This window comes from Dietzia sp. MNB45 (assembly GCF_051994785.1).
Classification (GTDB): domain Bacteria; phylum Actinomycetota; class Actinomycetes; order Mycobacteriales; family Mycobacteriaceae; genus Dietzia; species Dietzia kunjamensis.
This window is the reverse complement of the sequence record NZ_CP163397.1, coordinates 252,372-277,624: the sequence shown is the minus strand read 5'-3', so window position 1 is coordinate 277,624 and position 25,253 is coordinate 252,372. Positions and strand designations below refer to the sequence as shown.

The following is a 25,253-nucleotide window of genomic DNA, read 5'->3' as shown; positions in this document are numbered from 1 at the left end:
GTGCAGCCGCTCCCCCGTCCGGCGTCTCGCTCCCGCGCCTGTACACGTCAGCCACAGCCGCGTCCGGGCATGGCGTCTGGCCTGCCCCTCGGGGCGCGCGAGACGCCATGCCCGGACGCGGCTGTATCGGGAGGGCGAGCGGCAGCACCACGAGGCGGGCCGGGGCGGCCGGACACCGCCCGCGCCGGCCACCCGCCCGCGCCGGCCGCCCGCCTACCGCCCCGGCAGGAAGCGCATGGCGTCGGTGGCGGGCGCGAGCAACTGCTGCCACCGCGTGCGGGGCAGGAACGACGGCCCGCCCATGTGCACGACGCGCTGAGTGGCGATCGTCTGCGCCTCGGTGTACTTGAGCAGTCCCTCGTCGCCGTGGCGTCGGCCCACACCGGAGGCGCCCATGCCGCCCATCGGGCCCGCGACGGAGCCCCAGCCCGCGACGTAGCCCTCGCCGACGTTGACGGTGCCGGTCCGCAGGCGCGCCGCGATCTGCTCGCCCTCGGAGTCGGACCCCGCGAACACCGACGAGTTGAGCCCGTACTCGGTGTCGTTGGCCTCGGCGATCGCCTCCTCGACCGAGTCGACCGGGTAGATCGAGACGACCGGGCCGAAGGTCTCCTCGCCGTAGCAGGTCGCGCCGGAGGGCACGTCGGTGAGCAGGGTGGGCTCGTAGAACAGCGGTCCCAGGTCCGGCCGGGCGCGTCCGCCGGCGAGGACGCGCGCGCCCTTGGCCACCGCGTCGTCGACGTGTGCGGAGACGGTGTCCAGCTGGTCACGGGAGATGAGGCTGCCCATCTCGGCCTCGAAGTCGTAGCCGGGCCCCACGCTCATGGACTGCACACGCGCGGTGAGCTTCTCGATGAGCTGCGGCGCGACCGAGCGCTCCACGTAGACCCGCTCGACCGAGATGCACAGCTGACCCGAGTTGGAGAAGAACGCGCGCGTGGCGACCTCGGCCACCTCGTCGAGGTCGGCACCCTCGGTCACAATCATGGCGTTCTTCCCGCCGAGTTCGGCCGAGAAGCCGATCAGGCGCTCGCCGCACTGGCGGCCCAGCGTGCGGCCGGTCGCGGTGGAGCCGGTGAACATGAGGTAGTCGACGTTCTCCACGATCGCGCCGCCGACGGTCCCGCCCGAACCGGGCACCACCTGGAACAGGTCGCGCGGCAGGCCCGCCCGGTAGAGCATGTCGGCGGCGGCGAGGGCACAGAACGGCGTGATGGAGGCGGGCTTGATCACCACGGCGTTGCCCGCGAGCAGGGCGGCGAGCGCGTCGGTGGCGGCGAGGTTGAGCGGGTAGTTCCACGGGGCGATCACGCCTACGACGCCCTTGGGCTGGCGGCGCACCACGGCCTTGGTCAGTCCCGGCAGCATGCCCTGGACGCGCTTGGGGGCGAGCAGCCCGGGCGCGGTCCGGGCGTAGTGACGCGCGGTGATGAGGCAGTCCAGCACCTCCTCCTGTGCGGAGGCGCGGCTCTTGCCGGTCTCTGCCTGCACGATGTCCATGAGTTCGCGGCGGTTCCGCATGATCTGCTTGGCGAAGCGGGTGATGACGGCGACCCGGTCGGCGACGTCTCGTTCGGCCCACGCGACCTGCGCGGCCCGGGCCCGCTCGACGGCGGCGGTGACATCGTCGGCGGTGCCGGCGGGGATCTCCGCGAGCGGGTCACCGGTGAAGACCTCGGTGATCATCGCCGACGGGCGGCTCGAGGGATCGGCCCGGAATTCGGGGATCGCGACGAGGCCGCGGAGACGGTCGTACACATGGGGCGCGGGTCGGCTCATGGCACCGAGGTTACCGGCGGGTAAGGAAGAGCGGTACCGCCTGCCACCGTTCTTCGCACGCCGGTCGCGGAAACCCGGGCTTGACCCTGACATCGCGTCAGGCCCCACGCTCGTGGATGTGAGAGATGCTGGAGACATGACGACGAGAGACGGGCTCACCGTGGGAGCGGTCGCCGCGCTGGTCGGGGTGAGCGTCCGGACCCTGCACCACTGGGACCGGATCGGGTTGGCGCCGGCAAGCGGCAGGACGTGGTCGGACTACCGGGTGTATGACGACGACGACGTCGCCCGCCTCCACCGGATCCTGGTCTACCGCGAGCTGGGCTTCCCGCTCGCGGAGATCGGGGACCTGCTCGATGACCCGGAGGCCGACGCCCTGGCTCACCTGACCCGCCAGCGGGAGCTGCTGGTCGGACGCATCTCGCACCTGCAGGAGATGGTCTCCGCAGTCGACCGCATGAAGGAGGCGATCGATATGAACGCACCACTGACCCCTCAGGACAGGGCCGAGATCTTCGGCACGGACTGGAAGGAGGAGTACCAGGAGGAGGCCGAGCACCGCTGGGGCGACACCCCGCAGTGGGCGCAGTCGCAGGAACGCACGGCGCGCATGTCCAGGGAGGACTGGAAGCAGGTCAAGGCCGAGGGCGACGCGCTCAACGTCGACCTCGCCGCCGCCAAGCGTGCCGGCATGGACCCGGGGGCGTCGGAGGCCGCGGAGCTGGCCGAGCGCCACCGCGCATCGATCGGGCGGTTCTACGACTGCACGCATGCGATGCAGGTCTGCCTGGCGCGGATGTACGTCGAGGACCCACGCTTCGCCGAGACGTACGACGCGCACGAGCCGGGCCTGACTCAGTGGCTGGTCGCCGCCGTCGAGGCCAACGCCCGCGCGCACGGTGTCGATCCCGACACCGCCACCTGGGAGTGAGCCACCCCGCATGAGCCGGTGGGCGATGTCGGACGGCGGACGTACCCTGGCCCGCATGAGCCGATGGACCACTACCGACATCCCCGACCAGACCGGCCGGACCTTCGTGGTCACCGGCGCGAACAGCGGGCTGGGCCTGCAGACCACCCGGGCGTTGACCGACGCGGGCGCCCGGGTGGTAATGGCCTGCCGTGACACGGGCCGCGCCGAGACGGCCCGCGCGACACTCGCGAACCCGGAGCGCGCCGAGGTCGTGGAGCTGGACCTGGCCGACCTCGACTCCGTGCACGCGGCAGGCGAGCTGCTCGCGGGCCGCTCGCCCGACGTGCTCATCAACAACGCGGGGCTGATGAACATCCCGCGGTCGCGCACCGCGCAGAGCCACGAGATGCAGTTCGGTGTCAACGTCCTCGGCCACTTCGCGCTCACCCAGCACGTCGCGCCGGCGCTCACCGACCGGGTGGTGTGGCTGGGGTCGATGATGCACCGCTTCGGCACGGTGGACCCCGACGATCTGGACTGGACCCGTCGCCGCTACGCCCCGATGCCGGTGTACGCCGCGTCCAAGCTGGCCTGCGTCATGCTCGCCTACGAGCAGCAGCGTCGCCTCGAGGCCGCGGGGTCGCCGTTGAGGGCGGTGGCCGCGCACCCCGGGTACTCGGCGACCAATCTGCAGTACCGCAGCGGCAGTCGCGTGCAGGACCTGCTGATGAAGGGCGTGGAGAAGATCCCGTTCCTCGTGCAGCCGGCCGAGCGTGGGGCCCTGCCGCAGCTCTACGCCGCGACCGTGGAGTCCGTCCCCGGCGGCGCGTACATCGGCCCCGACGGCCCCGGCGAGCTCACCGGGTACCCGACGACCGTGAACTCCACCAAGGCCTCGCACGACCGCGAGGTCGCCGCCGCGCTGTGGGACCGCTGCCGGGAGATGAGCGCGCAGGGGTGAGTGGGCAGGGATGACCGCCCGCGGGTAACCGCTGGCGGCGCGGCCTACCGCCCGGCCTTCCGAGTGGCCTTCCGAGTGGCCCCGCAACGATCTGCCCGGGCCCGCGTGGAGGGGACGACGACGAGGCCGGGCCCCTACGCGCGCCGGCGGGCGAAGGCCAGCAGCAACCCGCCCAGCAGAATCGTCCCGGCGGCGACGCCGACCAGCGCGGTGGTCCCCACGCCGGTCATGGCCAGCTCCGCGGGGGCAGACAGCTCGGCGGGGGCCGACTGCTCGCCGGGTCCGGCGGTGGCGTTCCCCACGGTCGTCGCGGTGGCGGCAGGCGCGGCCGCGGCGCCGAGGGTCGCGCCCACTCCGCCGGTTCCGCCCTGCGTGTCCCCGGCGGGACCGTTCGCGCCGACCGGGGAGGTGTCGGTCTCGTCGGCCTCGTCGTCGTCGACCTCGTCCGTCGCGTCCTGCCCACCGTCGGCGGCCGCCGCCTCGGCCTCGGCACGACGGCGCTCGTTGTCCTCGTACGGATCCTGCAGCGCGGCGATCTGGACGGCCTCGATACTCCCCGCCAGCGCGCCGGGCAGCTCGGTGCCGGCGGCGTCCGCGGCGTCGGCGAGCAGCGCGCCGCCCTCGGCCGAACCCTCGACCAGACCGTGCCAGAAGTCCAGCTCGTGCGGGTAGAGCTCGCCGGCCTCCTGCCGCTCCCCCAACGCCGTGAAGAAACCACCAGCGAACTGCAGGCTCAACACGGGGAAGATGTACTCGGGAATCGCGATCGATCCCAGCCCGATGGTGCCCGACCCGATCGACCCGGTCGGATTGGCGTAGACGGAGCCCGGCAGGCTCCCCGAGGACGCCACGGACGCCGCCGCGGACCCGCCGGCCGACCCCAGTGCTTCGAGCGGCGCCACCGAACCGAGGGTCTGCCCCAGGGACAGTCCGGCGTCCGCCACCGGGGCGCTGCCCGTCTCGCGCAGCCCCTCGGACCCGAGCGCCCCACCGCCGATGACGATCTCCTCGGGCAACTGGCCGACCAGCTGGTCCACACTGCTGTTGCCCGTCTCGGCGGGCAGCGCTGACCCCGACCCCGAGTCCTCCTGCGCGTACGCCACGGCGGGGACCGCGACCGCCGCCACCACGGCGGTCGTGACGGCGGCGCCGAGGCGCCTGGTCCGGACTCCGGAACCACGGGTCTGGGGCATCGGGCACAGCCTCTCGTCGCAGGGGCGGGCCTGTGCGACCCGCGCACGCTGAGCGTACTACTGCGGTGCCGCCCGCCCGTAGCGCCGGCTGTCCGGCCGGACCCGATCCGCCGCCGGACCCGATCCGCCGCCGGACCCGGCCTACTGCAGCGCGGAGGTGAGACGTGCGACGTTGTCGACGTACCGCCCCGGCCACGGGCGGCTCATCCACGTCTCGATGCCCAACGTGGTGCAGTCCTCGAGGTAGGAGTCCACCACGTCGTTGAGCTCCGCGACCGCCTCGCCGCCCAGGACCAGCAGACTGATCTCGAAGTTGAGGTTGAACGAGCGCTGGTCCATGTTGCTCGAGCCCACGATCCCGGCGTAGTCGTCGATCAGCACCGTCTTGGTGTGCAGGACCGCCGGGGAGCGGAAGCGGTGGATCACCACCCCGGCCTCAAGCAGCGCGCGGTAGTAGGACCGCTGGGCGTGGTGGACGAGGAACTGGTCGGCGTGTTCGGGGACGAACAACTCCACCCCCACCCCGCGGAACGACGCCGACGTGATGGCGTGCAGGAGAGCGTCGTCCGGCACGAAGTACGGGCTGACGATCCGCACCCGCTCACGTGCCTGGCCGATGAGCTGGGTGAACATCCTCAGGCCCGGCTGCGTCCTGTACCCCGGCCCGGACGGGACCAGCTGGAACGCGCTCACCGGGTCGCCCGCCGTGGGATCCCCGCCCTTGCGTCCGGGCGCCAGTGGCGCGCCCTGCGCCACGTCCTCCAGCGTGCCGATCACCTCACCGGACTCGGAATACCAGTCCACCGCGAACACGCTGTCCATCGCCTGGACGATCTCCCCGCGGACCTCCATCATCAGATCGACCCACTCACGGCCGAGCCGGGCGTTGCGCGAACTGCCGTAGTGGCGCTCGATGAGATTCTGCGACCCGATGAACCCGTGCACCCCGTCCACGATGAGCATCTTGCGGTGATTGCGCAGGTCCGGACGCCTGAACCGGCCGCGGAACGGGTTCACCGGCAGCATCAGATGGAACTCCACCGGGGTCCGCCGCAGCCGCTTCCGCAGTTTCGTGAACCCCCGGTAGCGCAGTGACCCGAGGTGATCGACCAGCACCCGGACCACGACCCCCCGCTCGGCGGCCTCGACCGCGGCGGTGAAGAACTCGTCGGTCTCGGAGTCCCACGACTGCGCGTAGAACTCGATGTGCACGTGGTCCCGGGCGGCACGGACCGCCTCGGTCATCGCCGCCACCGACCGGGTGTAGTCCGAATGCAGGCCGACGAAGTCCCCGGACATGGCCGGGATCGCGGTGAGGGTCCGGTTCATCTCCAGGATGGTCCGCACCCCGGGCCCCACGTGAACTCCGTCGGGAACGGTGGGCCGCTTCTCGAGCGCCCTGGCATAGAGATGGTTCGCCTCGGCCTGGATGAGGTGCCGTCGCCCGGTGATGTAGGGATTGCCCAACAGGAGGAACAACGGCACGCCCACCACCGGGATGAAGAGGATCGCGAGCAGCCACGCCTGCGACGACGACGGCTGCCGGTTCTCGGGGACCATCCCCAGCGCGAGGATCTTGATGACGTACTCGGTGATGAGCAGGCCCGAGGTGACCCCTGCCGGGAAGGACAGGTCGAGACCCACCACTGTGGGGTTCACTTCGTCTGTCGGGTCAGGACAGTCCCGAGGGCGAGGGCACGGGGGTCGATCACCGTTCCGCCCCGCATCGTCCACCGCACCACGCCCGCCAGGGCACGCTGGGCGTACACCGAGTCCGCAGAGCCCAGCTCACGGGTCCCGGGCAGGACGACGAACGCGTCGTCATCGGCGACCGCGGCGAGGTCCGCGCGCAGGCCGACCCGGATCTCACCGCGGTCCCGCAGGCCCACGACCCCGGCGGTGCGCGTGGCCATCCACCCGGCGACGTCAGCGAGATCGAATCCCCGGCGACGGGCCTCGGTCCACACGACCGACAGCCCGAGGCGGGCCGAGGCCACGGCGTCGATCGTGCCGTCGCGCAACGCCTCCCACAGCAACTCGCGGTTGGCGGCGTCCCGGATCGGCGGGTCGAGCCGCGCGACCGCAGCGCCGCCGTGGGTGACCTCGGAGACCAGCGCCAGCATGTGCGGGCTGGTGGAGGCGGTCACGGCCAGCCCGTCCGCCCTGGCCTCGCGCAGCAGGGGCAGTTCCTCGTGGTCGGACACCGCCCGGACGTGCAACCGGCCACCCGTGCGCCGGCAGACCTCGAGAAGCCCGGGCAGATCGTCCACCCCGGCATCCACCGCGAACAGCCCGCCGGCCTCCGCGACCTCCTCGGCGGCCGCCACCACCTGTGCGGAGTCCAGGGTCGGCGCACCGGCGACGCCCTTGCCGGCGGCCACCGCCGACACCCCGAACACGCCACGATCCAGCAACGTCCCGAGCCCGCCGAGATTCCCCGGAACCGCCGCGCCCCACAGTCCGACGTCCACCGTGGACTCGCCGGAGACGTCCTGCCGCCAGCGGTCCACGTCCTCGGGGGTGATCGCGACCGGGTCGCCGTCGGTTCCGTAGTCGATCACCGAGGTGATCCCGCCCTGAGCCGCCGAACGCGTGCCCACCGCGACGTCCTCGGTACTGACGTGCGGGTCGACGAGTCCCGGCATGAGGACCACGTCATCACCGAGGGCGATCGTGTGGTCGCCCGCCAGACCGATGTCCCGCGCCTCCGACCCCGTCCGCACCGACGAGATCACTCCCCCGTCCACCGTGACCGCCGCCTGCTGGATGCGATCGTCGACGACCGCGCGCCGGGCGTGGATCAGGAGTTCGTACTGGGCCACGGGTGGCTCCTTCCTGGTTCTCGGACGATGGCGGGGCACCCTTCACCCGCTATTGTCCCCCACGGCGGGCTCCCCCGCGGGAGCGCGGCCGGATAGCGTTGCCATGACCAGACCACGTCCCAGGAGGCCCCGCATGACCGACACCCCCGCCGGATTCGTCCCCACCGCGGACCTCGTCGACGAGATCGGCGAGGACGTCCGCAGCTGTGACACCCAGTTCCGCGACCTCGGTGGCCGGACGGAGTTCTTCGGTCCCGTCTCGACCGTCCGGTGCTTCCAGGACAACGCACTGCTCAAGAGCGTGCTCGGCGAGCCCGGCGAGGGCCGGGTCCTGGTGATCGACGGCGGCGGCAGCCTCCACACCGCGCTGGTGGGCGACCTCATCGCCGAGCTCGGCCGTTCCAACGGCTGGGCCGGGGTCGTGGTCAACGGCGCCATCCGAGACTCGGCGGTCGTGGGCGGCATGGACTTCGGTTGTAAGGCCCTGGGCACGAACCCGCGCAAGTCCAGCAAGACCGGCGACGGCGAACGCGACGTGACCGTGAGCTTCGGCGGGGTCGACTTCGTCCCCGGTGACACGCTCTACGCCGACTCCGACGGGATCGTGGTGCGCTGACCCGTCCGGGTCGTTCGTCGCACCCGCCCGAGCGCCCGCGGGGTGTGCCCGCGGGCGGGGTCGCTCAGGAGGCTCCCCCGAGGCTCGCGACCGGGATGGTGAGCACGTCGCCGATCGAGGCCTCGGGCCCGTAGCTGCCCAGGGACCCGGGCGCGTAGGAACCCGTCGCGTTGGGCAGCTCCACCGACAGGATGACCGAACCGGCGTTGATGAGCCCGGTGAGCAGGTCCATCAGCGAGCCGGTCCCGAGCGACCCGTAGCCGATGCTGCCGAGCGCCTCCCCCACGTTGGGAGCGAGGAGCACGCTGCGAATCGTTCCCATATCCGCGGACTCGTCCGGCTCGTCTGCCGCCGCCGTTCCGGCTCCGGTCAGCAGGGTGGCGGCGGCGAGTGCCGAGACGGTCGCTGCGAGGGTGGTCGTGCGCATCGGGATCCTCCGGGTCGTCGCCCCGCCCCACGGCGGGGTCTCACCCAGGAGATGGTATCGGGGGTCACACCAGTGTGGCGCGCGACGCGGCTTTCCGGCCCGCTCGGCCGATCAGGCCTCGCGGCGGATCCAGCGCAGCAGGGGCCCGAGTGAGACCCGGTCGGTGAGGTCCAGCCCACCCAACTCGAGCATGGACTCCTCCTCCGGGGTGCGCTCGGATTTGCGACGCAGCGCCGCGAGAGCGGTCTTCACGCCCAGCCGCTGCCGGAATCCCAGCTGGTCCGGGGTGACCACGCCCCGCAACTGGAAGAGCTTGAGATCGCGGAGCTGATCGCCCGAGAACTCACTCGACATGAGCTCGATCCGGGCGTCATCGGTGACCGGAGTCGGGCCCACCATGACGACGGCGACCCGGCGCCCGGCCTCGACGAGCGCCTCCCAGTTGTCGCGGATGAACGCCGAACCACCCAGCCCGCCGGCCGCCCGCATCCCGGTGACGAGGACGACCGTCCCGGCGACGACGAGTTCGGCCGGGTCCACGGTGTCGTGATGGGTGGCCCGGGTGTCGAACTCCTCGGCGAGCCAGGCGGCGTAACGCCTGGCGCCGGGGTCACCATCGTGCAGCACGACCGGAGCCTGGATCGTTCGCCGCGCCTCGTCCGTCATCAGGCCTCTCCCCGTCCGTCGCGCGCGACCACCCGGGCTGCGCGGCCCCCGATCTCCACCACGTCGCCGTCGACCAGACCGCGACCGCGACGGGTGTCCACCTCGTCGTTGACGCTCACGGCGCCGGAGGCGACCGCGTCCTTGGCCTCGGCACCCGAATCGAGCAGTGATGCCAGCTTGAGGAACTGCCCGAGCGTCAGCTTGCTGCTCAGGTCGCATTCGACGTCGTCGACGGGTGGACCGGCCGGCGGGGGTGTCGCCCGGCCGGTCCGTCCTCGTCCTGCGATGTGGCGGCTCATACGCCCGAGCCTATCGGGCGCGCCGTCACACGGGCGGACCCGTCCTCGCGGGCTGCTCGCCGGGCAGGTCCCCGCGGCCGCGTCGCGTCACCAGGGCCAGCCCCGTCCCGCCGGCCACCAGTGCCGCAGCGGCCAACGCCAGCGCGATGATCTGAACGCCCGACATGCCCGAGGCGTCGTCGACCTCCTGCTCGTCCACGTCGGGGGACTCGCCCCTGGACGGCAATGGTGGCAACTCGCTCAGCACGGGCAGGTCCGTCACCACGGCCCGGCCGCCCGGTCCCGAGAGCTGGGCGCCCGGTCCCGGCAGCTGGGCCGAGGCCACCGGCGCCCCGGCCAGGACGACCGCAGCGCAGAGCGCGGCGATCATGCTGGCGGGGCGACGGCGGACCATGGATGCCTTCCGAGACGGAGGCCGGGCGGCCTGCTATCAGAATAGACCTGATCTTAGGTTCCATTAAGGTCAGGCGCCACGGCGGATCTCAGCGCTGTGCCACGTCCGTCGGTCGGACCGGCTCCGGCAGCGCCGTCTCCCCCATGAGGAAGCGATCCACCGAGGCGGCGGCGGCGCGCCCCTCCGCGATGGCCCACACGATGAGCGACTGCCCGCGGCCCATGTCGCCGGCCACGAACACGCCGTCGACATTGGTCGCGTAAGTGCCGTCACGGTCCACGTTTCCGCGGTCGGTGAAGTCCACCCCCAGGTCGGAACAGAGTCCGGCCTTCTGGGCACCCGTGAAGCCCATCGCCAACAGCACCAGATCCGCCGGGTACTCGAAGTCCGTACCGGGAACGGGCTCGAAGCGCCCGTCCACCATCCTCACCTCGGAACCCTTGAGGGCGGTGACGTGCCCGTTCTCCCCCACGAACTCGGCGGTGGACACGCCGTAGACGCGCTCACCGTTCTCCTCGTGGGCGGAGGCCGTGCGGAACATCAGCGGGTACATCGGCCACGGGGTCGAGGCCGCACGCGTCGCCGGCGGGCGGGGCATGATCTCGAAACTCTTGACCGACCTGGCCCCCTGACGGGTCGCCGTGCCGAGGCAGTCCGCGCCGGTGTCGCCGCCACCGATGATGATGACGTGCTTGTCCCGCGCGTGGATGGCGGGCAACCCGTCGGCATCCACCACCGGGTCGCCGACCGCGGCCTTGTTGGCCAGGGGCAGGTAGTCCATGGCCTGATGGATGCCCTCCAGCTCACGGCCGGGCACGGGCAGGTCCCGCCTCATGGTGGCGCCGCCGCTCAGCACCACCGCGTCGAACTGCTCCCGCAGCTGCGACGCCGTGATGTCCTCGCCGACGTTGACCCCGGAACGGAAGACCGTTCCCTCGGCCTCCATCTGCGCGAGACGCCGGTCGAGGACCGCCTTCTCCATTTTGAACTCGGGGATCCCGTAGCGCATGAGTCCACCGATGCGGTCATCACGCTCGAACACCGTGACGGAGTGTCCGGCGCGCGTGAGCTGCTGCGCGGCGGCCAGACCCGCCGGGCCCGAACCCACGACCGCGACGGTCTGACCCGTACGGAACGACGGGATCACCGGTGCCATGCCGCCGTCGGCCCACGCGGCCTCGGCGATCTCCACCTCGATCTGCTTGATCGTCACGGGCGGCTGGTTGATCCCCAGGACGCAGGAGCCCTCACACGGCGCGGGGCAGAGCCGGCCGGTGAACTCAGGGAAGTTGTTGGTCGCGTGCAGACGGTCGACCGCCGCGTCCCACTTCCCGCGGTGCACCAGGTCATTCCACTCGGGAATGATGTTGCCCAGCGGACACCCCTGGTGGCAGAACGGCACACCGCAGCTCATGCAGCGGGAGGCCTGGGTCTTCAGGTGATCCTCCGGGATGGTCGTCGACTCGTAGACCTCCTTCCAGTCCATGATGCGCAGGTCGACGGGGCGGCGTTCGGGCAGCTCCCGCTCGGTGTGCTTGAGAAAGCCCTTCGGGTCAGCCATTTGCGGCCTCCATGATCGCCTCGTCCACGTTGCGTCCGTCCTTCTCCGCCTGCTCGATGGCCAGCAGCACGCGCTTGTAGTCGCGCGGCATGACCTTGGCGAAATGATTCACGTTCTGGGCCCAACCACCGAGGATCTCCCGGCCCCGGGCCGAATCGGTCTCCTCCACGTGGCGCTCCACGATGCCGCGGAGGAATTCCACGTCCTCGCTGGTCAGCTCGTCGGTGTCGACGAGCTCCACGTTGAGGTTCTCGGGCAGGACGCCCTGCGGGTCGTAGAAGTAGGCGACGCCACCGGACATGCCGGCCGCGACGTTGCGTCCCGTCTCCCCCAGCACGACGACGCGTCCACCCGTCATGTACTCACAGGCGTGGTCGCCCACGCCCTCCACCACCGCGGTGACGCCCGAGTTGCGCACGCAGAAGCGCTCGCCCACGATGCCGCGGAGGAATACCTCGCCGGCGGTGGCGCCGTAGCAGATCACGTTGCCGGCGATGATGTTGTTCTCGGCCGCGAAATCGGGGGCGGCGTCCTCCGCCGGGCGGACGACGATGCGTCCCCCGGACAGTCCCTTGCCCACGTAGTCGTTGGCGTCACCGAACACCCGCACGGTCACGCCGGAGGCGAGGAACGCCCCGAGCGAGTTGCCGGCGGACCCCGTGAAGCTCAGGTCGATCGATCCCTCCGGGAGCCCGGCACCACCGTGCGCCTTGGAGATCTCGTGACTGAGCATGGTGCCCACCGAGCGGTTCACGTTGCAGATCGGGTAGCTGCCCGCGAACGGCCCCGTCGCGGGATCAGCGATCACCGAGCGGCTGTCCTCGATGAGCCGGCGGTCGATGACGCCCTCGAGCTTGTGGTCCTGCGACTTGGTGTTCCGCAGGTCCTGGTGCATGAACGGGGACTCCGCCTGGGCGAAGATCGGCGCCAGGTCGAGCTTCGCGACCCGCTTGTTGTGGGCGAACGCCCGCGACTTGTCGAGGCATTCGGAGTGTCCGATCGCCTCGTCCAGCGAACGGAACCCGAGCTCGGCGAGGTACTCGCGCACCTCCTCGGCGATGAACTCCATGAAGTTCACCACGTACTCGGCCTTGCCGTTGAACCGCTCGCGCAGGATCGGGTTCTGGGTGGCGACACCGACGGGGCAGGTGTCGAGATGGCACACGCGCATCATCACGCAGCCGGCCACCACGAGCGGAGCCGTCGCGAATCCGAACTCCTCGCCGCCGAGCAGCGCCGCGACGATGACGTCGCGCCCGGTCTTGAGCTGCCCGTCGACCTGGACGACAATCCGATCCCGCAGGCCGTTGACCAGCAGGGTCTGCTGGGTCTCGGCGAGACCCAGCTCCCACGGGCCGCCCGCATGCTTGAGCGAGGTCAGCGGAGACGCGCCGGTGCCACCGTCGTGGCCGGAGATGAGCACCACGTCGGCGTGCGTCTTGGACACACCCGTCGCGACGGTGCCCACACCCTGCTCGGCCACGAGCTTGACGTGGATCCGGGCCTCGGGGTTGGCGTTCTTCAGATCGTAGATGAGCTGCGCCAGGTCCTCGATCGAGTAGATGTCGTGGTGCGGCGGCGGCGAGATCAGCCCGACGCCCGGGGTCGAGCCACGAACCTCGGCGACCCACGGGTAGACCTTCCCCGGCGGGAGCTGGCCGCCCTCGCCCGGCTTGGCGCCCTGGGCCATCTTGATCTGGATATCGGTGCAGTTGGCCAGGTAGTTGCTGGTCACACCGAACCGGCCTGAGGCCACCTGCTTGATGGCCGACCGGCGCCAGTCACCGTTGGGGTCGGGGCTGAAGCGGTCGATCGACTCGCCGCCCTCGCCCGAGTTGGACCGGGCGTGGAGACGGTTCATGGCGATCGCCAGCGTCTCGTGGGCCTCGGCCGAGATGGAGCCGTAGCTCATCGCGCCCGTGGAGAACCGCTTGACGATCTCCGAGACGGGCTCGACCTCCTCGATCGGCACCGGGGGACGGGTCCCCTTCAGCTCGAACAGGCCGCGGAGGGTGGCCAGACGTTCCGACTGGTCGTCGACGAGCTGGGTGTACTCCTTGAAGATCTCGTAGCGACCGGAGCGCGTGGAGTGCTGGAGCTTGAACACCGTGTCCGGGTTGAACAGGTGGTACTCGCCTTCCCGGCGCCACTGGTACTCCCCGCCGATCTCGAGCTCGCGGTGCGCGGCCTCCTCCGGCCGCGGCAGGAACGCGAAGCGGTGGCGACGGGCCACGTCCTCGGCGATCTCGTCGAGCCCGATGCCGTCGATGGGGCTGATCGAGCCGGTGAAGTACTCGTCGCACAACTCCTGCGAGAGCCCCGTGATGTCGAAGAGCTGCGCACCCGTGTACGAGGCCAGGGTCGAGATGCCCATCTTGGACATCACCTTGAGCACGCCCTTCGCGGCGGCCTTGCGGTAATTGGCGCAGGCCGCGGGGGTGTCCACCCCGGTGAGGTGACCGGTCTTGACGAGCTCGTCGATGGACTCGAACGCCATGTACGGGTTGATCGCCTCGGCGCCGTACCCGAAGAGGACCGCCATGTGGTGGACCTCGCGGGCGTCTCCGGATTCGACCACGAGGCTGACCCGGGTACGGGTCTTCTCGCGGACGAGGTGGTGGTGCACGGCCGAGGTGAGGAGCAGCGACGGAATCGGCGCGTTGCGCTCATCCGACTCACGATCCGACAGCACGATGATCGTGGCACCATCCTCGATGGCGTGGGAGATCTCGCGACGGATCCGTTCCAGGGCGATGCGCAGGCCGCGGCCGCCGTGAGCGACGTTGTACAGGCCGCGGACGACCACCGATCGCAGACCGGGACGGGTCTCGCCGGCCGCCATCAGCGTCGACAGCTCGTCGTTGCCGAGGATCGGGTTGTCCAGGCGGATCTGGCGGCACGACTCCGGGCCCGGGTGGATGAGATCGCCCTCGGGGCCGAGCGTCACACCGTAGCTGGTGACGAGCTCCTCGCGGATCGCGTCCAGCGGCGGGTTGGTGACCTGGGCGAAGCGCTGCGCGAAGTAGTCGAACAGCATCCGTGAGCGCTCCGACAGGACCGGCAGCGGCGTGTCGGTGCCCATCGATCCGATCGCCTCCGCACCCGCCCCGGCCATCGGCGAGACGAGGATCCGGAGCTCCTCCTCGGTGAATCCGAAGACCCGCTGTCTCAGCACGACACGCTCGTGCGGCATGTACGGGTGGTCGACCTGCGGGAGATCCCCGAGTCGGACCATGCCCTCGTCGAGCCACTGCTGGTACGGGTGCTCGGCGGCCAGCTCGGTCTTGATCTCCTCGTCGTCGATGATCCGCCCCTGGGCGGTATCGACCAGGAACATCCGGCCCGGGCGCAGGCGGGTCTTGGTGACGACCTTGTCCTGGGGGATGTCGAGGACGCCGACTTCGGAGGCCATGACGACGAGCCCGTCGTCGGTGACCCAGATCCGGGACGGGCGCAGACCGTTGCGGTCGAGCACGGCGCCGATCACGGTGCCGTCGGTGAACGTGATCGACGCCGGTCCGTCCCATGCCTCCATGAGGGAGGCGTGGTACTCGTAGAACGCCCGCTTGGCCGGGTCCATCGTCTCGTGGCGCTCCCACGCCTCGGGGACCATCATGAGCACGGCGTGGGGCAGGGTGCGCCCTGCCAGCGTCAGCAGTTCCAGCGCCTCGTCGAAGCGCGCGGTGTCGGAGCCGCCCGGGGTGCAGATGGGCAGTGCCGCCGACAGGTCCTCGATGTGCTCGCTGGACATGAGTGACTCGCGGGCCCGCATCCAGTTCTCGTTACCGCGGGCGGTGTTGATCTCACCGTTGTGGGCGACGTAGCGGAAGGGATGCGCCAGCGGCCATGCCGGGAACGTGTTGGTGGAGAAGCGGGAGTGGACGATGCCCAGGGCGGACTCCACACGCTCGTCCTGGAGATCCAGGTAGAACTCCGGGAGCTGCTTCTCGGTGAGCATGCCCTTGTAGACGAAGGTCCGAGGGCTCAGGGACGGGAAATACACGGTCTCCGAGCCGAGGTCACCCTTGCCGGGCCCCTTGGAGCCCAGCTCGTGCTCGCAGCGCTTGCGCACCACGAAGCACTTGCGCTCGAGGTCCAGCTCCGTGAGCAGCGCCCCTCCGGGGCCGGCGGCCTTGACGAAGATCTGGTGGATGCTGGGCTGCGCGTCGCGTGAGATCGCGCCGACCGTGGAGTCGTCGACCGGGACCTCACGCCACCCGATCACGGACACGCCCTGTTCGGCGGCGATCCGCTCCACCATCCGCATGGCGTCCATCGCGAGCATGCGGGACTGGGGGAGAAAACAAAGGCCGGTGGCATATGCACCGGCCTCAGGCAGTTCTACGTCCTGCTCCTCACGCATCACTTCGCGGAGGAACAAGTCCGGTACCTGGATCAACAAGCCCGTGCCGTCACCGGTGTTGGCCTCGGCGCCAACGGCGCCGCGGTGCTCGAGGTTCACCAGTGCGGCGATCGCCTTCTCGACGATGTCCCGGGACTTGCGTCCGTACATATCCACAACGAACGCGACGCCACACGAGTCGTGTTCGTATTCAGGGCGGTACAGGCTCTTGGGGCCGGGAGTCGTCATCATGTATTCGCCTTCGCTTGTCGACGGGCGGACTCCGTGGTGTCTGGAGCACCCGTACTCAGAGGACCGAAGTGCTCTGGCTCGGAAATAATATGGGCAGAAGGGGCGCAGCACACAAATCGGGAAAGTCAAACTGTGGCCCCTGACATGGGAACCCGAGTCCACCTTGTGAGATTTCTCTCAGGGTACGCGCCTCACGCCCGCCCGAGATGGCGGAAGACCCGCCCCGGGCAAATGCTCTCGGGGCGGGCCTTCTCTCAGATAACTCACCGAATGAACGGCATTGGTGGCAACGTGACACCGTCCGGCAGCGCCACTTCGTAATCACCCAGCGAGCCGGTCATCACGATGGCGGCATTGACGCCCACCGCGGCGCCTCCGACTCCGGCGACACCCGGCTCGCCCCCACGCCCGTTCGGCGTCGGGGGCCCGGGCGCAACCGGCGGCGCGGCGACCGCCGGCGCTGCCGCGACCGGAGCGGGGAGGCCCGGCAGCGGCGGAAGCGCGAGCCCCATGTCCGCGCCCACCTGCAGGATCATCGGTGCAGCAGCCACGGAACCGCCGATGAGCGCGACAGGCAGCAGCAGCGGCAGTGACCCCACAGCCGATCCTGCGGACCCGAGTGGGGCCAGCGACGCCGTGAGGGACCCGAGAGGAGCGAGGGAGCCGGTGGCCGATCCCGGTTCGAGAGATCCCATCGGCAGGGAGCCCTCAGACGAGCCTTCCTCCAGCGACCCTTCATCGGACCCGGCCGACAACGGTGCGAGGGAACCCCCGTCGAGGGAGCCCTCCAACGAGCCGTCGAGCGAACCCTCCCCCGTCCCGTTGCCCGAACCGGCATCAGAACCGGACGACAACGGCGCCAGGGACCCCTCCACCGACCCGTCATCCGAACCCATGTCATCGGACCCGGCAGCAGACCCCGTCATCAACGGCGCTAGCGAACCACCGTCAAGCGAGCCCTCCAACGACCCGTCGTCCGAACCCATGTCATCCGACCCGCCATCGGAACCCGACGACAACGGCTCCAGCGATCCTCCCACCGATGCGAGAGGCAGGGAGCCCAGAGCAAGGGATCCGGGCGCGAGTGAACCGAGGTCGACCGACCCCTCCCCGGGCTCGTTGTCCGACCCGCCCTCAGAACCGGCCGACAACGGCGCCAGCGAACCCGCATCCAGCGACCCCTCCAACGACCCGTCATCCGATCCCAGATCCTCCGACCCGCCCTCAGAACCGGCCGACAACGGCGCCAGCGAGCCATCACCCGCCTCGGAACCGGACGATCCGAGCGCCAGGAGCAGAGTCACGGCCACGAGCGATCCGCCCTCGGCGGAACCGGGGTCCAACGACCCGTCGTCCGAGCCGGCATCCGAGCCCGCCGACAACGGAGCCAGGGAACCCGCATCCAGGGACCCCTCCTCCAGCGACCCTTCGTCAGAGCCCACGTCATCCGACCCGGCATCGGACCCCGCGGACAACGGCTGCAGCGAGGCTGGGTCCAGGGAGCCGGGGTCCAGCGAACCGGGGTCGAGCGATCCCGGGTTGAGCGATCCGGTGTCCGGGGACGACCCCGACGGCACGGATCCGGGGTCCACCGAACCGGGCCCCGAGAGATCATCCGAGCCGGTATCGGAACCGGCGGACAGCGGCTCCAGCGAGCCGGGATCCAGCGAGCCGCTCGGTATGCCTCCGTCGAGCGATCCGCCCTCACCCGACCCGGCCGAACCGAGCAGCAGTTCGAGGTTCAGACCGAGCTCGCCGTTGAGCGACCCGGTCTGGGCACCTGCGATCGCCGGCGAACCGGCGGCAGCGAGCAGCGCTGCGCTGGTGAGCGCCGCCGCCCTCAGATGTCGTGCGCGTTTCGAAGACATAGTCGATCCTTCTCTCGGTGTCCCTTGCTTCGGCCGGAGGATGCAGCGGATCGCTGGCACCGATCCCCTTACCTGACCTAAACATCGCGTAAACTCAGAATACTGTTACCTAGATCACATTACTACCGGTGAAACGACATATATTTGACCTCGTCAGCGGCCCGCGGCCACCTACGCTCGATGGGTGACCACTGCGCCCCACACCCTGTCGTCCCCGGTCCCGCCGCTTCGCCGCATGTCGGACGGCACGGTCAAGCAGACCAATCCGTTCACGGGCACCGAGGTGTGGACCGTGCCCGGTCGGGCGCACCGGCCCATCGACCACCCCCCCGGGCGGGTCACCGCGGTGGACCCGTCCGCCGCGGAGGCGCACTGCCCGTTCTGTGTGACCCGGCTGCGCGAGACCACCCCGGAGAAGGCGCGCGTAATCCGCGACGGCGACACCTGGCGGGTGCTCGAGGAGGTGTCCGCCGACGAGCTCGATGCCACGACCCCGGAGTTCCGGCTGTTCGGCAATCTCTTCGAGATCGTCTCACTGGACTACTGGAAGGCCGTGCACGGTTACCGCATCCCGGCCCGCGCGGCCACCCACCAGTCCGCGTATCTCGCGACCCCGTCTGGCGCCGAGCACGTCCGCGCGCTGGTCCGCGCCCGCATCGCCGCAGCGCAGGGCGACCCGTCGGCCGTGGACGCCATGGGCCCGGCCGAACTGGCCACGCACTCGGAGAGCTTCTTCGGCGGCTGTCACGACGTGGTGGTGGCACGCCGTCATCTCACCGACGGCGCCACCGCCAGCGACCGCCACGCCGCGTCGGGCGACCTGACCCCCGCCGAGCACGAGCAGTTCACCGCCTTCACGGTCCGCGCGATGCGAGGCCTGTACCGCGACAACGCACACGCGCGGTACGTGTCGGTGTTCCAGAACTGGCTCGCGCCCGCGGGCGCCTCGTTCGCGCACCTGCACAAACAGCTGGTGGCGATCGACGAGACCCCCGCCAAGACCGCCCGCGAGGCGGCCGCGCTGGGCGGCGACCCCGACCTCTACAACCGGCTCGGTGTGGACCACGCCGCGGCCGAGGGGTTGGTGCTGGCGGAAAACGAGCACGCGGTCGCGGTGGTGGGCGTGGGGCACCGCTACCCCGCGCTGGTGGTCTACTCGCGGTCGGCGGCGAGCGCGCCGTGGGAGCATTCGGCGGCCGAGCTGCGCGGCGTCTCGGATCTGCTGCACGCCTGCCACGCGGCGACGGGTCGGCTGGTGCCGTGTAACGAGGAGTGGCACACCCGCCCGCCTGAACGGGGTGTCGCGGCCATGCCGTGGCGGATCGTGCTGAAGTGGCGCATCTCGACACCCGCCGGTTTCGAGGGCGCGACCGGCGTCTACGTCAACACGATCGACCCGTGGGGCTTGCGTGACCGGGTGGTACCGCGCCTGGCAGAGCTCCGCGCGCAGGGCCGGATCGCCCACATGGCGGTGGGCACCGAGTGCGGGGACGTGCGGGGGGCACTTCGGTACGGGCGGTGAGGACGACGACGACGAGGTGGTGGCCACGCCCGGCCTGCGGGAGGGCGGGTCAGTGGCCGCGGACGCCGAGGCCGCGGACGCGGCCGGAGGCGCGTGAGACGACACGCGTGTGGATGACGCCCCGCGCGGGGGCGGCGGTGGCCTCACGGATGCCCGGGACGGAGGCCGGGATCACCACCGGCGCGGCGAGACCCGCGTCGAGCAGCATCGCGGTGGGCGTCTCCTCCGAGCCGCCGTTGATGCTGCAACACAGTTGATAGGCGTCCTCGTCCCGCCAGATATTGACCCAGTGGACGTCGAGTCCCTCACGGGCGGCCCGGCGACGCAGCGCCGACGAATAAGGGCACCCCGGCCTCCACAGCACCACCACGGCGCGACCCGCGTCGGCGACGGACCGCACGGTCTGGAGTGGCTCGTGACCGGAGGCGCGCAGCGGGGAGTTCCACAGGGCCAGCACCAGTGCCGCGACGAGCACCACGGCCGCCAACGGCGCGCCGTGTCCGAACCCGATGAGCGTCCACGCCGTGGCACACCCGAGCGCCAGAACGGCTGCGGGGCCGAGCCAGTGGCCGGGGACGAGCTCCCGCCCGGCCCGTGCGAAGGGATGGGTCACGCCGATGACCATACGCCCCGCGGTTCGGGGCGTGGGGCCCGCTTCGCCAGAATTGTGACCTGACAACGAGTCTGGTGCCGCCCGACCGGTTGCGCGGTAGCGTCGGCCCCATGACGGATCCGCCGCCGCCCACTGCGTCCCGCACATCGGCCACCCGCAAGGTCCGGGACCTCACCGGACCCGGGATCACCACGGTCTTCGGGATGGAAGGGACGGATCTGGGCATCCTGACCCGGACCCCGTCCGGGCGCCTGCTCGCGGTGTTCGGCGACACCTTCGCCGGCGCCGGGATGGGCGCCCCCCATGTGGGGCGTCCGCACCCGGGTATCGAGCAGTGTGCCCCCACCACGGACGAGCGTCCCGGACCCGGAAACCCGGACTGGCGCTCCCCCGCCGGATTGTTCTCCGACACCGTCGACCTGTCCGAGGGGCTCGAGTGGACGGACGCCGCCGGCCCGGGCCCGCGGGACTACGCCGCCCAGCTGATCGACTATGTGCACGGCCGCGGTTGCTCGACCGTCCTCCCGAGCGACGTGCTCACCATCGGAGACACCATGTACCTGCACGTCATGGTCAACGACGGCCTGGGCACCGTCACCCGCACCCGGATCCACCGGTCGACCGACGACGGCCGGACCTGGGAGCCCACGGGGGCGGAGTTCTCGCCCCTCCTCGAGGGCGGCCATCGCCAACTCTGGACGTGGGAGCTCGGCGGGGACGGGTTCGTCTACGTCCTGTCCACAGGGTTCCAACGGGACAAGGGCGTCATCCTCATGCGGGTGCGTGAGGAGCACCTCGCGGATCCCGACCTCCGCAGGTGGCAGACCTGGGGCTTCCGGAAGGGCGCCTGGGGCTGGGGCAATCCCACGACCATCGTGCTGCCCGGCCGGATCGGCGAGATGTACCTGCGTCGGTGCGAGGACTTCTGGACCCTCACCTACTTCGATGCCGAGCACTACCGCATCGACTGTCTGACGTTCCCGCACATCGGGGCCGACCTGCTCGACCGCTCGGTCACCACGCACACCACGCTCCTGCACGGGAGTGCGTGGGGCGACGAGTCGGACGGTTCCGACCCCGGGGCCGGGCCCGCGCGGGTCGCCCAGCTCTATTGCGGCTGCCCGGTGCCGGGGTCCACGCCGGAGGAGTGGCATTTCGTGGTGAGCCAGTGGAACACCCACGACTCGGCCGCCGGGCCCGCCGGGTGGCCGTACCGGTCCATGCAGTTCGTCGGCTCGATCCCGCGGCCGCCGCGCGGCTGAGCCAGGATCGCGGCTCAACCGGGGGCCCGGTGCACCAGGAGCACTGACGGCTCACGCCCAGGGCAGCGGCCCCAGCTCGCGTTCGGCCCACGGGTGCACGGCGGCGCGGTCGCGCACGTCGAGCCAGGCGGTGTCCACCGCGATCGCGTCCGGCCACGGCGCCGTCGCCACCAGCTGGGAGTCCAGGACCTCCACCGTGGCCTCGGACGGGTCGGCGCCCGCGGCCGCCCGCGCGGTGATCCGCCGAACCAGCTCGTCGCGGGGCGCGGTGCACGCGATCTCCACCAGCTCGGCGTGCGCGTCCGCGGCCACGGTCTCGGCCTCCGCGCGGCGCCGTGGCTCCAGCCAGGTGGCGTCCAGCACCACCGTTCGCCCCTGCGCGAGCAGCCCGGCGGCGCGGGCGAGCATCTCCGCGTAGACCGCGTCGATCGCCGCGTCCGAATACCGGTCGGCGGCGGCGCCCGCGATCTCCCCGCGGACCACGTCGGAACGCAGCAGGTCCGCCGACAGCGCCTCTGCCAGCGGCGCGGCCAGCGTGGACTTACCGGACCCGGACACCCCGCCCACCAGCACCAGACGGACACGGCACCGCAGCAGTGAGTCGACCGCCCGGTCCGCCAACACCAGCGCCCGGCGGGCCTCGCCGCCGGCGGCCCCGTCGTCGGCCTGCTCGGCGCGGATGGCGGTCACCTTGGAGCGGACCAGGGCACGGTAGGCGATGTAGTGGTGGACCAGCGAGGGCGGCGCGTCATCGCCGGAGAAATCGCGGTAGGCCTCGAGGAGGACGACGGCGAGGTCCCGCGCCCCCGCGGCGTCGAGATCCATCGCCAGGAATGCGATGTCAAGCATCGCGTCGCCGAACCGGAGCCGGTCGTCGAACTCGAGGCAGTCGATCACCCGCGGTCCGTCGTCGGTGAGGTAGACGTCGGCGGCGAGGAGGTCCCCGTGGCCGTCGACGACCCGGCCGGCCGCCACGCGGGACCGCAGCAGCGGGGCCCGCCCCCGCAGGTAGCCCGACGCCAGGGCCGCGATGTCGTCGACGATCTCCGGGGCGTCCCTACCCACGTCGAGTCCGCGCAGGTGGTCGAGGGACTCCGCCCACAACCGCGCCACCGCGGCGGGGGAGCCCGCGGCGTCGATCTCCTCCGAGCGGGGGCTGGCGGCGTGGAGGTGGTCGATCTGCCGGGCCACCTCGCGGATGCCGGCCACGATGTCCGGATCGCCGTCCCCGGTCGAGCCCTCCTGCCGCGACCGCACCAGCGCGGCGAGGCTCCGGTGCGCGGGGAGGCGACGCATCCGCACGACGTGATCGATCACCTCGCCGTCGGGGCCCCTCACCTCCAGCACGCCGGTGTAGACGTCCGGGGCCAGTCGACTGTTGAGCTCGACCTCACGGCGGCTCTGCTCCGCCCGCGCCTCGACGGTGGTGTTGTCGAGGAAGCCGAGATCCAGTGGCTTGCGCACTTTGTGAGCCTGGTCACCCCAGAGGATGATGAGCGCACTGTGGGTCTCCACGAGGCCCGGAGGGCCCGGCGTCGCGGGATCGGATGCTCCGGACACGGTCATGGACCCAGCCTAGGCAGGCACGACGCCGCCCGTGGCGCCTCCGACGGACCCGCCCGACCCCCCGGGGACACGCGAGTGACCGGAGTGTTACATCAACGCGCCCTCACGATTCGGACCCCTTGCGCTCTCGCAGGCCGCTTGTAGGGTCGCCGACGCACCTCGCTTCCGACCGGGGTGCCCGCGATGAGAGACATCGGGGTCGATGTAGATCGGAGACGTGCTCTATGACGAACACTCACCGGAAGACCACCAACCGCACCACCGCGAAGATCGCCGCCGTCGGCGCGTTCGGACTCGGTGCCGCCATCGCGTTCCCCGGCCTGGCCGCCGCGCAGACCGAGGCCCCCACCGACCCCACCGCCAGCCTCGAGGACCTCGCAGGTGACAGCGGCAGCCTCGCCGAGCTCGCGGGCGACGGTGGCAGCCTCGAGGGCGCCCTGGGCACCGACCTCAACCTCGACCTGGGCAGCCTGGCGTTCAACCTCAACCTCGATGCCGAGACCCCCAACCCGGGCTCCGTCGAGCTGGGTAGCCTCGGCGTCTCGCCGAACACCGGCAGCGCGCTGATCGACGGCAACTCCGGTTCCGCCGAGGACGAGACCGAGACCGCGACCGGGTCGGCCACCGGCTCCGCCGACGAGGATGCGACCGACGCCGACGCCGACAGCGGCTCGCTGGACCTCGGCTCGCTGGGCAGCAGCGACGAGACCACCGATGACACCGACGGCGTCACGACCGCCGCGGTGACCGAGGAGGCCCCGGCCACCAGCGGTTCGCTCGGCAGCAGCGACGAGACCACCGACGAGGCCCCCGCCGACGAGACCGCAGCCGAGACCGGGTCGCTGAGCGGCTCGCTCGCCGGCCTGAGCTCGGGCGCCGAGGACGGCGACGGCACCACCGTCGACGCCGGCGCCGAGGTCGAGGCCGACGCCGGACTGAACTTCGGCTCGCTGGGCTGATAACCCCCGCGTCCACGACGCGCCTTCCCGGCCCGGGATCGTGACCCTCCCCCTCACGATCCCGGGCCGTCGTGTGTCCGCCGACACTCATGGGGGATGATGCAGGTGTGACGATCGTCGTGGCCTGCGGGGCCTTCAAGGGCTCCCTCACCGCTGTCGAGGCGTGCCACCACGCGGCCGAGGGCGCCCGTCGGGCGCACCCCGACACCGATGTGCTGGAACGCCCGGTCGCCGACGGTGGGGGCGGCAGTCTCGAGGTGATGGTCGCCGGCGGCGCCCGGACCGTGCCCGTCACGGCATCGGGGCCCACCGGCGAGCCGGTCGAGACCTCGTTCGCCGCCATCGACCCCGACACCGCGTTCGTGGAGATGGCGGACGCCTGCGGCCTGCTGCGACTGCCCGGCGGCGAGGCCCGCCCCCTGGAGGCGTCCAGCCGCGGGGTCGGCGAGGTGATGCTGGCCGCGCTGCGATCCGGCCGCGGCAACATCCACCTGGGCATCGGCGGCAGCGCGTCCACCGACGGCGGCGCCGGGATGCTCGCCGCTCTCGGTGCGCGTTTCCTGGACTCCTCCGGCACGGAGCTGCCCGACGGCGGCGGCGCGCTGGTCAACCTCGACCGGATCGACCTCGACGGCCTCGACCCGGCCGTCCGCGCCGCCCGCATCCTCGTCGCCTGCGACGTGGACAACCCGCTGCTCGGTCCGCTGGGCGCGGCCCGCGTCTACGGCCCGCAGAAGGGCGCGACCCCGGAGCAACTCGACGAGCTCGAGGCCGGCCTGACCCGCCTGGTGCGGGTCCTGCGCGCACAGGGACTCGACGTCGACCCGGATGCGCCCGGCTCCGGCGCCGCCGGCGGGGTCGGCTTCATCGCCCGTGAGCTGCTCGGCGCCTCCCTCGACCCGGGGTTCGAGGTGCTCGGCACCCTCACCGGTCTCGAGGACGTCCTGTCCGCCGCCGACCTGGTGATCACGGGCGAGGGCCGACTCGACGACCAGACCATGCACGGCAAGACCCCGATGGGAGTGGCGGCCCTGTGCCGGTCCCACGCCGTCCCGGTGGTCGCGGTGTGTGGCCGCCTGGATCTGGGGGCCGACCGGGTCGCCGAGGCCGGGTTCGCGGCGGCGGCCGCACTCACCGAACGGGAACCCGACCTGGCCCGTTCCATCGCCAACGCGGGCCCGCTGCTCGAGGAGGTCGCCGCCGAGGTCGTCTCCCGCATCCTGCCCTGAGGCGGCGTT

20 protein-coding genes are annotated in these 25,253 nt (G+C 71.3%); 7 read left to right on the top strand and 13 right to left on the bottom strand.

Annotation, left to right across the window (positions count from 1 at the left end):
- Positions 1–213: 213 nt before the first annotated feature.
- Positions 214–1,779, bottom strand: coding sequence for a succinic semialdehyde dehydrogenase (locus tag AB5G72_RS01335; RefSeq protein WP_440220759.1), 1,566 nt, complete (start codon positions 1,777–1,779; stop codon positions 214–216).
- Between the two features lie 136 nt (positions 1,780–1,915).
- Between AB5G72_RS01335 and AB5G72_RS01330 the strand changes: the two genes are divergently transcribed.
- Together AB5G72_RS01330 and AB5G72_RS01325 are read left to right on the top strand one after the other, a co-directional pair.
- Positions 1,916–2,710 (top strand): MerR family transcriptional regulator, encoded by a 795-nt coding sequence (locus AB5G72_RS01330; protein WP_182635727.1) that lies wholly within the window; start codon positions 1,916–1,918, stop codon positions 2,708–2,710.
- Positions 2,711–2,765: 55 nt separating this feature from the next.
- Positions 2,766–3,653: an oxidoreductase gene (locus AB5G72_RS01325; RefSeq protein WP_440220758.1), complete on the top strand. Its 888-nt coding sequence runs from the start codon at positions 2,766–2,768 to the stop codon at positions 3,651–3,653.
- Between the two features lie 134 nt (positions 3,654–3,787).
- On the opposite strand, the gene AB5G72_RS01320 is transcribed toward AB5G72_RS01325, so the two are convergent.
- The 3 genes from AB5G72_RS01320 to AB5G72_RS01310 all read right to left on the bottom strand — a co-directional run bounded on the left by AB5G72_RS01320 (position 3,788) and on the right by AB5G72_RS01310 (position 7,668).
- On the bottom strand, positions 3,788–4,846 hold the full coding sequence (locus AB5G72_RS01320) for a hypothetical protein (protein ID WP_440220757.1): 1,059 nt from the start codon (positions 4,844–4,846) through the stop codon (positions 3,788–3,790).
- A 141-nt stretch (positions 4,847–4,987) separates the two neighbouring features.
- Complete coding sequence (locus AB5G72_RS01315; protein WP_440220756.1) at positions 4,988–6,505, bottom strand: phospholipase D-like domain-containing protein; 1,518 nt, start codon at positions 6,503–6,505, stop codon at positions 4,988–4,990.
- Positions 6,502–7,668 carry an amidohydrolase family protein gene (locus tag AB5G72_RS01310; protein WP_120285047.1) on the bottom strand — a complete coding sequence of 389 codons (1,167 nt, stop codon included), beginning with the start codon at positions 7,666–7,668 and terminating at the stop codon, positions 6,502–6,504. The genes AB5G72_RS01315 and AB5G72_RS01310 overlap by 4 nt, the downstream gene beginning before the upstream one ends.
- 133 nt (positions 7,669–7,801) lie before the next feature.
- Between AB5G72_RS01310 and rraA the strand changes: the two genes are divergently transcribed.
- A complete protein-coding gene (gene rraA, locus AB5G72_RS01305; protein WP_120285049.1) occupies positions 7,802–8,284 on the top strand; it encodes a ribonuclease E activity regulator RraA in 483 nt (160 codons plus the stop codon).
- 64 nt (positions 8,285–8,348) lie between these two features.
- On the opposite strand, the gene AB5G72_RS01300 is transcribed toward rraA, so the two are convergent.
- The 7 genes from AB5G72_RS01300 to AB5G72_RS01270 all read right to left on the bottom strand — a co-directional run bounded on the left by AB5G72_RS01300 (position 8,349) and on the right by AB5G72_RS01270 (position 18,093).
- Positions 8,349–8,711 carry a hypothetical protein gene (locus tag AB5G72_RS01300; RefSeq protein ID WP_253002981.1) on the bottom strand — a complete coding sequence of 121 codons (363 nt, stop codon included), beginning with the start codon at positions 8,709–8,711 and terminating at the stop codon, positions 8,349–8,351.
- A gap of 111 nt (positions 8,712–8,822) precedes the next feature.
- Positions 8,823–9,377 (bottom strand): hypothetical protein, encoded by a 555-nt coding sequence (locus tag AB5G72_RS01295; RefSeq protein WP_440220755.1) that lies wholly within the window; start codon positions 9,375–9,377, stop codon positions 8,823–8,825.
- Positions 9,377–9,676: an RNA-binding S4 domain-containing protein gene (locus AB5G72_RS01290; protein WP_235027950.1), complete on the bottom strand. Its 300-nt coding sequence runs from the start codon at positions 9,674–9,676 to the stop codon at positions 9,377–9,379. Before AB5G72_RS01290 ends, AB5G72_RS01295 begins: the two co-directional genes overlap by 1 nt.
- A 25-nt stretch (positions 9,677–9,701) precedes the next feature.
- Positions 9,702–10,070: a hypothetical protein gene (locus AB5G72_RS01285; RefSeq protein ID WP_440220754.1), complete on the bottom strand. Its 369-nt coding sequence runs from the start codon at positions 10,068–10,070 to the stop codon at positions 9,702–9,704.
- Between the two features lie 88 nt (positions 10,071–10,158).
- Positions 10,159–11,631, bottom strand: coding sequence for a glutamate synthase subunit beta (locus tag AB5G72_RS01280; RefSeq protein ID WP_440220753.1), 1,473 nt, complete (start codon positions 11,629–11,631; stop codon positions 10,159–10,161).
- Positions 11,624–16,225, bottom strand: coding sequence for a glutamate synthase large subunit (gene gltB, locus AB5G72_RS01275; protein ID WP_120285057.1), 4,602 nt, complete (start codon positions 16,223–16,225; stop codon positions 11,624–11,626). The genes AB5G72_RS01280 and gltB overlap by 8 nt, the downstream gene beginning before the upstream one ends.
- A 263-nt stretch (positions 16,226–16,488) precedes the next feature.
- Positions 16,489–18,093 carry a hypothetical protein gene (locus tag AB5G72_RS01270; protein WP_440220751.1) on the bottom strand — a complete coding sequence of 535 codons (1,605 nt, stop codon included), beginning with the start codon at positions 18,091–18,093 and terminating at the stop codon, positions 16,489–16,491.
- 235 nt (positions 18,094–18,328) lie between these two features.
- Here AB5G72_RS01270 and AB5G72_RS01265 point away from each other — a divergent pair, with 235 nt between their 5' ends.
- Entirely contained in the window at positions 18,329–19,615 is a 1,287-nt protein-coding gene (locus AB5G72_RS01265) for a DUF4921 family protein (RefSeq protein ID WP_440221534.1), read from the top strand.
- 49 nt (positions 19,616–19,664) lie between these two features.
- Here the strand turns inward: AB5G72_RS01265 and AB5G72_RS01260 are convergent, their stop codons facing one another.
- Positions 19,665–20,228, bottom strand: coding sequence for a hypothetical protein (locus AB5G72_RS01260; RefSeq protein ID WP_227022115.1), 564 nt, complete (start codon positions 20,226–20,228; stop codon positions 19,665–19,667).
- Between the two features lie 110 nt (positions 20,229–20,338).
- Here AB5G72_RS01260 and AB5G72_RS01255 point away from each other — a divergent pair, with 110 nt between their 5' ends.
- The gene (locus AB5G72_RS01255; protein ID WP_069389262.1) at positions 20,339–21,490 is read left to right on the top strand and encodes a DUF4185 domain-containing protein; all 1,152 of its coding nucleotides are present in this window, start codon (positions 20,339–20,341) and stop codon (positions 21,488–21,490) included.
- Positions 21,491–21,541: 51 nt separating this feature from the next.
- On the opposite strand, the gene AB5G72_RS01250 is transcribed toward AB5G72_RS01255, so the two are convergent.
- Positions 21,542–23,056: an AAA family ATPase gene (locus AB5G72_RS01250; RefSeq protein ID WP_440220750.1), complete on the bottom strand. Its 1,515-nt coding sequence runs from the start codon at positions 23,054–23,056 to the stop codon at positions 21,542–21,544.
- 224 nt (positions 23,057–23,280) lie between these two features.
- Here AB5G72_RS01250 and AB5G72_RS01245 point away from each other — a divergent pair, with 224 nt between their 5' ends.
- Both AB5G72_RS01245 and AB5G72_RS01240 read left to right on the top strand, forming a co-directional pair.
- Entirely contained in the window at positions 23,281–24,015 is a 735-nt protein-coding gene (locus AB5G72_RS01245) for a hypothetical protein (protein ID WP_317469862.1), read from the top strand.
- Positions 24,016–24,122: 107 nt separating this feature from the next.
- Complete coding sequence (locus AB5G72_RS01240) at positions 24,123–25,244, top strand: glycerate kinase (protein ID WP_440220749.1); 1,122 nt, start codon at positions 24,123–24,125, stop codon at positions 25,242–25,244.
- The last annotated feature ends 9 nt before the right edge of the window (positions 25,245–25,253 follow it).

Excerpts from the sequence above, each read along its gene's own strand:
- AB5G72_RS01335 (WP_440220759.1), bottom strand. The coding sequence starts at position 1,779 with ATGAGCCGACCCGCGCCCCATGTGTACGACCGTCTCCGCGGCCTCGTC.
- AB5G72_RS01330 (WP_182635727.1), top strand. The coding sequence starts at position 1,916 with ATGACGACGAGAGACGGGCTCACCGTGGGAGCGGTCGCCGCGCTGGTC.
- AB5G72_RS01325 (WP_440220758.1), top strand. The coding sequence starts at position 2,766 with ATGAGCCGATGGACCACTACCGACATCCCCGACCAGACCGGCCGGACC.
- AB5G72_RS01320 (WP_440220757.1), bottom strand. The coding sequence starts at position 4,846 with ATGCCCCAGACCCGTGGTTCCGGAGTCCGGACCAGGCGCCTCGGCGCC.
- rraA (WP_120285049.1), top strand. The coding sequence starts at position 7,802 with ATGACCGACACCCCCGCCGGATTCGTCCCCACCGCGGACCTCGTCGAC.
- AB5G72_RS01300 (WP_253002981.1), bottom strand. The coding sequence starts at position 8,711 with ATGCGCACGACCACCCTCGCAGCGACCGTCTCGGCACTCGCCGCCGCC.
- AB5G72_RS01295 (WP_440220755.1), bottom strand. The coding sequence starts at position 9,377 with ATGACGGACGAGGCGCGGCGAACGATCCAGGCTCCGGTCGTGCTGCAC.
- AB5G72_RS01290 (WP_235027950.1), bottom strand. The coding sequence starts at position 9,676 with ATGAGCCGCCACATCGCAGGACGAGGACGGACCGGCCGGGCGACACCC.
- AB5G72_RS01285 (WP_440220754.1), bottom strand. The coding sequence starts at position 10,070 with ATGGTCCGCCGTCGCCCCGCCAGCATGATCGCCGCGCTCTGCGCTGCG.
- AB5G72_RS01280 (WP_440220753.1), bottom strand. The coding sequence starts at position 11,631 with ATGGCTGACCCGAAGGGCTTTCTCAAGCACACCGAGCGGGAGCTGCCC.
- gltB (WP_120285057.1), bottom strand. The coding sequence starts at position 16,225 with ATGATGACGACTCCCGGCCCCAAGAGCCTGTACCGCCCTGAATACGAA.
- AB5G72_RS01270 (WP_440220751.1), bottom strand. The coding sequence starts at position 18,093 with ATGTCTTCGAAACGCGCACGACATCTGAGGGCGGCGGCGCTCACCAGC.
- AB5G72_RS01265 (WP_440221534.1), top strand. The coding sequence starts at position 18,329 with ATGTCGGACGGCACGGTCAAGCAGACCAATCCGTTCACGGGCACCGAG.
- AB5G72_RS01255 (WP_069389262.1), top strand. The coding sequence starts at position 20,339 with ATGACGGATCCGCCGCCGCCCACTGCGTCCCGCACATCGGCCACCCGC.
- AB5G72_RS01250 (WP_440220750.1), bottom strand. The coding sequence starts at position 23,056 with ATGACCGTGTCCGGAGCATCCGATCCCGCGACGCCGGGCCCTCCGGGC.
- AB5G72_RS01245 (WP_317469862.1), top strand. The coding sequence starts at position 23,281 with ATGACGAACACTCACCGGAAGACCACCAACCGCACCACCGCGAAGATC.